The sequence below is a fragment of the Mailhella sp. genome (assembly GCF_057866825.1).
The window spans coordinates 1-7,226 of record NZ_DBMAHT010000103.1; the positions used below are offsets into that span (position 1 = coordinate 1).

7 protein-coding genes are annotated in these 7,226 nt (G+C 55.8%); all 7 read right to left on the bottom strand.

The window, feature by feature from the left end; translation table 11 throughout:
- On the bottom strand, nt 1-747 hold a 747-nt coding region (locus ACZM96_RS08545), incomplete at its 3' end, for a hypothetical protein (RefSeq protein WP_489488537.1).
- A 2-nt stretch (nt 748-749) separates the two neighbouring features.
- A complete protein-coding gene (locus ACZM96_RS08550; protein WP_489488539.1) occupies nt 750-1,430 on the bottom strand; it encodes a hypothetical protein in 681 nt (226 codons plus the stop codon).
- 243 nt (nt 1,431-1,673) lie between these two features.
- A complete protein-coding gene (locus ACZM96_RS08555; RefSeq protein WP_294488260.1) occupies nt 1,674-2,177 on the bottom strand; it encodes a 3-isopropylmalate dehydratase small subunit in 504 nt (167 codons plus the stop codon).
- A gap of 118 nt (nt 2,178-2,295) precedes the next feature.
- A complete protein-coding gene (gene leuC / locus ACZM96_RS08560) occupies nt 2,296-3,555 on the bottom strand; it encodes a 3-isopropylmalate dehydratase large subunit (RefSeq protein ID WP_489488540.1) in 1,260 nt (419 codons plus the stop codon).
- Between the two features lie 222 nt (nt 3,556-3,777).
- Complete coding sequence (locus ACZM96_RS08565) at nt 3,778-5,334, bottom strand: 2-isopropylmalate synthase (RefSeq protein ID WP_489488541.1); 1,557 nt, start codon at nt 5,332-5,334, stop codon at nt 3,778-3,780.
- Nucleotides 5,335-5,460: 126 nt separating this feature from the next.
- Nucleotides 5,461-5,889, bottom strand: a complete 429-nt coding sequence (locus ACZM96_RS08570; RefSeq protein ID WP_489488542.1) for a hypothetical protein — start codon at nt 5,887-5,889, stop codon at nt 5,461-5,463.
- A gap of 29 nt (nt 5,890-5,918) precedes the next feature.
- Nucleotides 5,919-7,226: AMP-binding protein (locus tag ACZM96_RS08575; protein ID WP_489488543.1), on the bottom strand; the 1,308-nt coding region annotated here is incomplete at its 5' end.

Genomic DNA, 7,226 nt, shown 5'->3' on the forward strand with positions numbered 1-7,226 from the left:
GTTTGGATCTTTTTTTAAACGATAAATTTGAATAGCATCAGAAGTAGGAATAGAATTAAATAATTTATGAGTATAACTTTTAATAATTGTTTCCAGTTTAGCAAATAATGCCTGATAGCGTTTAATTATATCATAAATATTTTTACTTTTTAATAAATATGCAGAAAAAATATGACATTGCATTGTAGAACACAATATCTTAATTAAAAAAGAGCAAGATTTTTCATCTGCCAATATTTTTTCTACCGGCATATTTTCAAAATAATTTTCAATGTCTGCACTACAGTTTCTAGCGTGTTTGAGAGCATCTTCATAATCTTTTTCCTGATAGGATGCACATGCCCGATAATACTCTTTTGCAAGATTAACTATATTTGATACATGCAGCAAATTAACAATATTTTTTATTTCATCAAGTGATTTTTGTACAATATCAATCTGCTTTTGTATATTAGCAATCTGACTACCTATATATACGAATCCAGCCATACATATCATGGATACACCGGCAAGCCCTCCCATTGTCAAAATTTGCATGCGTTCTACGCCTGCCAACTGGGCTCCAAGATCCTCTAAACCTTTTGACAGTTCTTCAATTTTATCTGTTGCATCGACTTCTTTAAGAAAGCAAACTATCTTTCCTGTACTAGTTTCACGTATTACTCCACCAACTTGGCTAAGAACTCCAGTAGCCAGCCCCTGTTTTATCTGTTCAGGAAGCTCAAAATATACAGATATTATAGACATAGTTACTCTTCCGATTCTAGCTGTAATCTAATCATTGCAATACTGACAACTGAGGGGATCGTTTTTCGATATGCTGGTCCTGCGATATCAACCAAAAGCCATATTCCCATCAAAATATTCACAACTGGAATAAGCATTCCTAAAATAGTTCTAGTCCCCTGGATCACTGCCTGACGAGTAAGCATACTTCCCAGAACTTTTAATACTACTTGTTGTGTTGCTTTTATACCTATTTTAGATATAAGTATTGGTACAATATTACCCCCAAGCTTAAGAAGATTAATAAGAGATTTAGGATTTACAGCTATATCTTTTAATTTATGTATATTATTAATTATATCATCTCGCTCTTGTTCTGATAAATTTTTCCAAAAATCTTCAATCAACTTCCCTATAATCATTATTTCATTCTTTTGCATATTATCCTTATCAATATTCTCATCTTTTACACCAATTTTTTCTGCAACATCCCTCACAACTTCATCATAATGTACAGGTGTCCAACCACGAAAAATAGAAGCTATTGTATTTGATCCATCCAGACAAATTTCTTTTAACAAATCTTCTGGTGTATATTTATTATGTCTTTTATAAAGATCTTCAAGTAATATATAACACTCTAAGTTTTTATTGTTTGCCTTTTTCAATAATTCAAGAGTTTCTTTATCATCTATTACAGACATATCGTCACTCCCAATAAAAAATTAAAAAATTCTAAAAATTTCAATGTGCTATAACAACTAATTGAATTATATCACAAAGTTATATATAGTCAATTCAGTGTTAAAAAAGTGATAAAAATATATTATGCGAACATTATTCTCACATTCGATAGATAAAAACTACATTAAACGACGAAAGGCCGGGAAAACCCGGCCTTTCAGATCCGCTCACCCTATCGGAGCGGGGCAAAAACCTCCCAAAAGCTACTTATTCTGGGCTTTGAGCTGTTCTTTGACGTAGTTGACCATGCCGCCCTTGTCGATGAGGGTCTGCATCATGGGCGAGAGGGGGGGAATACGGATTTCCGCGCCGTTGTCGAGGTCGCGGATGGTGCCGTGTTCGGGGCTGATTTCGAGGGTATCGCCGTCGTTGATCTTATCGACCTCGTCGCCGACTTCGAGGAGCATGAGGCCCATGTTGAAGGCGTTGCGGTAGAAGATGCGGGCGAAGCTGTGGCCGACCACGGCGCGGATGCCTGCGCCGATGATGGCGAGGGGCGCGTGTTCACGGGAGGAACCGCAGCCGAAGTTGCGGCCCGCCACGATGATGTCGCCTTCATGAACGCGCTTGACCCAGCCGGGTTCGAGGCCTTCCATGCAGGCTTCGCCGAGCTTGCGGGTATCGGTGGTGACGAGGAAACGGGCCGGGATGATGGCGTCGGTATCAATATGCGCGCCGACCTTATGAACTTTTCCGGTAAAGGACATGGATGACTCCTGTATTTCCCTTTCGCGCAGGGCGCAAAAGGCGCGGGGCACGCCCGCAGATATGCATGCAGGGCGGCTTTTTCCGAACGCGCCGGAAAGAGCCGCCGCGGGGCGCGGATTACAGCGCGTCGGGCCCGGTGATGACGCCGGTCACGGCGGAAGCGGCCGCCACGACGGGGCTTGCGAGGTAGAGTTCCGACTCCAGGCTGCCCATGCGGCCGCGGAAATTGCGGTTCGAGGTGGAAATGCAGCGCTCGCCGTCGCCGAGCACGCCCATGTAGCCGCCGAGGCACGGGCCGCAGGTGGGAGTGCTGATCACGCAGCCCGCGTCCGAGAACACGTCGAAGAGGCCTTCGTCCATGGCCTGACGCCACACGGAGGGCGTGGCGGGAATCACGATGCAGCGCACGCCCTTAGCCACCTTGCGGCCGCGCAGAATCTCGGCCGCGTCGCGCATGTCGGAAATGCGGCCGTTGGTGCAGGAACCGATGACCACCTGATCCACGGTCACGTCGGAAAGTTCGGAGACCGGACGCGTGTTTTCCGGCAGATGAGGGCAGGCCACCACAGGTTCCATGCCGGTGACGTCCATGGTCACCGTACGCTCGTATTCGGCGCCCTCGTCGGCGGCAAGACGCATGGGATCGGGCGTGCCGTGGGCGCGGCAGTATTCGGCGGTCAGATCGTCGGAGGGGAAGAGGCCGCATTTGCCGCCCGCTTCAATGGCCATGTTGGCCATGCACAGACGCCCTTCGATATCCACGTCCTTGAGCGCGGAGCCGCCGAATTCCAGCGAACGATAGAGCGCGCCGTCCACGCCGATTTCGCCGATGAGGCGCAGAATGAGATCCTTGCCGCGAATCCAGCGGGGCATCGAACCTTCAATGTTCACCCGGATGGTGGCAGGCACCTTGAACCACAGCTTGCCGAGCACCATGCCGCAGGCGATGTCCGTGGAGCCGAGGCCCGTGGAAAACGCGCCGATGCCGCCGTAGGTGCAGGTGTGACTGTCCGCCCCGATGACGAGATCGCCGGGCTTGACGAGGCCCTTTTCGGGCAGGAGCGCATGTTCCACGCCCGCGCAGCCGCCTTCGTAGTAATGGGTGATGCCCATTTCCCTGGCAAAGCGACGGGACACGATGACCTGATTGGCCGAGGCGATGTCCTTCTGCGGGGTGTAGTGATCCATCACCAGAAACACGCGATCCTTGTCGAACACCTTCTTGGCGCCCATGGCGCGGAAGGATTTAATGGCCAGAGGGCCGGTGATGTCGTTGGCGAGCACGCCGGAAAGGGAACATTCCACGATCTGACCCGGTTCGCGGATCTCTTCGTCGGTGTGCATCTGAAGTATTTTCTGGGCAAGCGTCATTGCCATGATTCCATCTCCAGGAAAAAAATGCGATTTGCGTTTCGCCCCTGCGGGGAAACGGGCGCTCCCCTGGCGCGGCGCAGGGGCGCAATGTTGTGCGTCGCCCGTTCTGCGCCGACGCTTCGCGCGGCAGGGCGCGAGGCAGCAGTCGGCAGCATGCGGGCACTTGCAGACCGCGCCCCGCTCCGAATCTCGTTGCGGGGCGCTCCGGAATGACCGGTCGTGAACTTAGTCGACGGGGTTCTGCTTGTAGCTGATGACGTCCTTTTCCTTGTGTTCAAGGCGGTTCAGGGCGTCCACGTAGGCCTTGGCGCTCGCCACGATGATGTCGAGGTCGGAGCCGCGGCCCGTGGCGGAATACTTGCCGTCACGCAGATGCACGGACACTTCGCCCTGGGCGTCGGTGCCGCCGGTGATGGCGTTCACGGAGAACTTTTCGAGTTCGGCCTTGGTGCCGCAGATCTGGGAAATCACGTTGAAGGCCGCGTCGATGGGGCCGACGCCGAAGCCCGCCAGACGCACTTCGTTGTCGCGATCCTGCATGACCACGGCCGCGGTGGTGGGCATGGTGGAACCCATGGTGGTCTGCACGCAGATGTTGCTCAGACGGAAGCGATCCGGAATGCGCATGCGGTACACTTCGGAGAAGACGAGGGCTTCGAGGTCTTCGTCGTGAATGCGGGCCTTCTTGTCGGCAAGTTCCTTCATGGCGGCGAACACGGCGTTGACCTGATCGTTGTCGAGCGTGTAGCCGAGCTCTTCAAGACGGGTGCGCACGGCGTTGCGGCCGGAATGCTTGCCGATGACGATGTCGGTGGACTTGCGGCCCACGGCCTGCGGGGTCATGATTTCGTAGGTGTTGCGGTTCTTGAGCATGCCGTCCTGATGGATGCCGGATTCATGGGCAAAGGCGTTGCTGCCGATGATGGCCTTGTTGGCCGGAATGGGACGGCCGATGATGAGCGAAAGCAGATGGCAGGACGGATAAAGCTGTTCAGTGACGATGGAGCATTCCACGCCGTAGTATTCGGGACGGAGCTTGAGCGCCATGACGAATTCTTCGAGGGAGGCGTTGCCCGCGCGTTCGCCGATGCCGCTCAGGCACAGTTCGGCCTGACGCGCGCCGTTCTTGACGGCGGCAAGGCTGTTGGCCACGGCCAGACCGAGGTCGTCGTGGCAGTGTACGCTGAAGATGGCCTTGTCGGAATTGGGCTCGTTCTGGATGACGTAGCGGATGAGCGCGCCGAATTCGTCGGGCTGGGCGAAGCCCACGGTGTCGGGAATGTTGATGGTGGTGGCGCCGGCGTCGATGGCGGCGGTCACGATGCGCACGAGGAAGTCGGGATCGGTGCGGGAGGCGTCTTCAGCGGAAAATTCCACATTGGGGGTGTAGGAGGCGGCGCGCTTCACGGCGGCGACGGCGAGATCCACGACTTCGTCGGGAGTCTTGCGCAGCTTGTATTCCATGTGAATGGGGGAAGTGGCGATGAAGGTGTGGATGCGCGGATTGCGGGCGAACTTCACGGCTTCCCAGGCGCGGTCGATATCCTTGGCGTTGGCGCGGGCAAGGCCGGCGACCTGCGCGTTCTCCACGCTCTGGGCAATGGCCTTCACGGCCTCGAAGTCGCCTTCGCTGGCCGCGGGGAAGCCCGCCTCAATGACGTCGACGCCCAGCATTTCCAGCTGACGGGCGATGCGGATCTTTTCACTGAGGTCCATGGTGGCGCCGGGGGACTGTTCCCCGTCGCGGAGCGTGGTATCGAAAATAATGACGCGGTCGGACATGGTTTTCTCCTTGCGTTTTCAGGCCGTTATCCCGCGGCCTGCGGCGTTTCATCCCTGGGCCCCCGCCACTCGGCGGAGGCTATAAAAAAGGCTGCTCCGACTTCCGACGGAACAGCCTTTTGCCTGTCATTCGTCAGAAATCACGATATATCCGGGCACAGCAGCAGACCGGACAGTCGTCCGCAAAGAAGAGCGCACAGCAGCAGAGAAGAAGCGAAGCGAACTTCGTTCTTCGGAAGAGCAGCGGCGGCATTGCGGACGTTCATCATGATTTCCTTTTCGCCTTTTCGGCGTCTTTTTTGGAAGAGTACGAAATGCGGATGCTTTTTTCAAGAAAAAATGTGAAGGAAGAGAAAAAAATCCGTTGCGGTGTCGAAAAAGCCCGGCATCACGAAGAAAAGTTTCCGACAGAGAAGCGCTTCCGCACACGTCTTTTGCCTGCGGCCGGAGCGCCTCAGGCTCGACGCGCACGCATCGACAGTCTCCGCCCGGTGAGCGCAGCGATTCATCTCCGGCTTGCGGAGCGCGGCCCTGCCGAAAAACGGCGGATTCCACGCCTTCTCCGGCAGAAGACGCGCCCTGCCCTATCCCTTTTCCGCGAGCTCCCGGGCCTTGCGGTAGTCGAACTTGCCCGAGCCCAGAAGCGGGGCCTGCTTCACGCTCACGATGCGCTTCGGCGTCCACAGCGGCGAGAGGCCGCGGCTGGCAAAGTGCGCCGCAATGCGGCTCGTGGTCACGTCTTCCGTGTCGATGACGAGCGCGAGCTGTTCGCCCTTGCGCGGATCGGGTATGGCCACCACACCGAGCACCGATTCGGGCCAGATTTCCTTGAGCGCGTCCTCCACGGCGGCAAGCGACACCATTTCGCCGCCTATCTTGGCAAAGCGCTTGGCGCGGCCCCGGATGAAGATGAAGCCGTCCTCGTCCATGTGAACGATATCGCCGGTTTCGTACCAGCCCGAGCCGTCGTCGCCCTCGCCGGTGAGCGCAAAGCGTTCGGCAAGCGCTTCGTCCACGGGCGGTTCCAGCACGCCCGGCGCGGCAAAGCGCATGTAGCCGAGCATGACGTTGTCGCCCTTCACCCACAAAACGCCGGTATTCTCTTCCGTAATGCCGGGCACGGGCGAAAGTCGGCAGGCAAGGCCGGGAATGGGCCGCCCCACGCTCCCATCCCTGCGGTAGGCGGGCGTGTTCACGGAAATGAGCGGCGCTGTTTCCGTGGCTCCATAGCCCTCGAAAAGATCCACGCCGAACTTCTCAAGCCACACGCGGCGCGTGCTCTCGCGCATTTTTTCCGCGCCTATGATGACAAGCCTCGCGTGACAGAAGTCGTAGGGGCGTCCGTAGCGCGCGTAGCCCGCGCAGAAGGTGTCCGTGCCGCAGATGATGGTGGACTGGCTCTCGTAAAAGAGCCGGGGCACGATGCGGTAGTGAAGCGGCGAAGGATAGAGGAACACCCGCACGCCGGCGAGCACGGGCAGCAGCGTGCAGATGCCGAGCCCGAAGGCGTGGAACATGGGCAGGCAGTTGAACAGCTTGTCGCCGGAGCCGATGGTGAGCATGCTGAGCGCCTGATAGCGGTTGGCGATGATGTTCACGTGACTGAGCAGCACGGCCTTGGGCACGCCTTCGGTACCGGAAGTGAACATGACCGCGGCCGGATCGTCGGCCGGGGTGGACGGCGCCACGCGCAGCCACGCAAAAAGCGCGCCGAGGGCCTTGTCGCCGAGGGTGAGCCTTTTGGCCACGTCTTCAAGGTACACGATGCGCAGCCCCGCATCCTTGAGCGCCTGTTCCATGGCCGTGAGATCGGCAAGGGCCAGAAAGCGGCGCGACGTGAGCACGGAAGAGAGCCTGACCGTGCGGCAGCAGGACACCACCGAGGATATGCC

Bases quoted from the DNA above. Each gene is read 5' to 3' on its own strand.
- ACZM96_RS08565 (WP_489488541.1), bottom strand. From the start codon at position 5,334: ATGTCCGACCGCGTCATTATTTTCGATACCACGCTCCGCGACGGGGAA.
- leuC (WP_489488540.1), bottom strand. From the start codon at position 3,555: ATGGCAATGACGCTTGCCCAGAAAATACTTCAGATGCACACCGACGAA.
- ACZM96_RS08550 (WP_489488539.1), bottom strand. From the start codon at position 1,430: ATGTCTGTAATAGATGATAAAGAAACTCTTGAATTATTGAAAAAGGCA.
- ACZM96_RS08555 (WP_294488260.1), bottom strand. From the start codon at position 2,177: ATGTCCTTTACCGGAAAAGTTCATAAGGTCGGCGCGCATATTGATACC.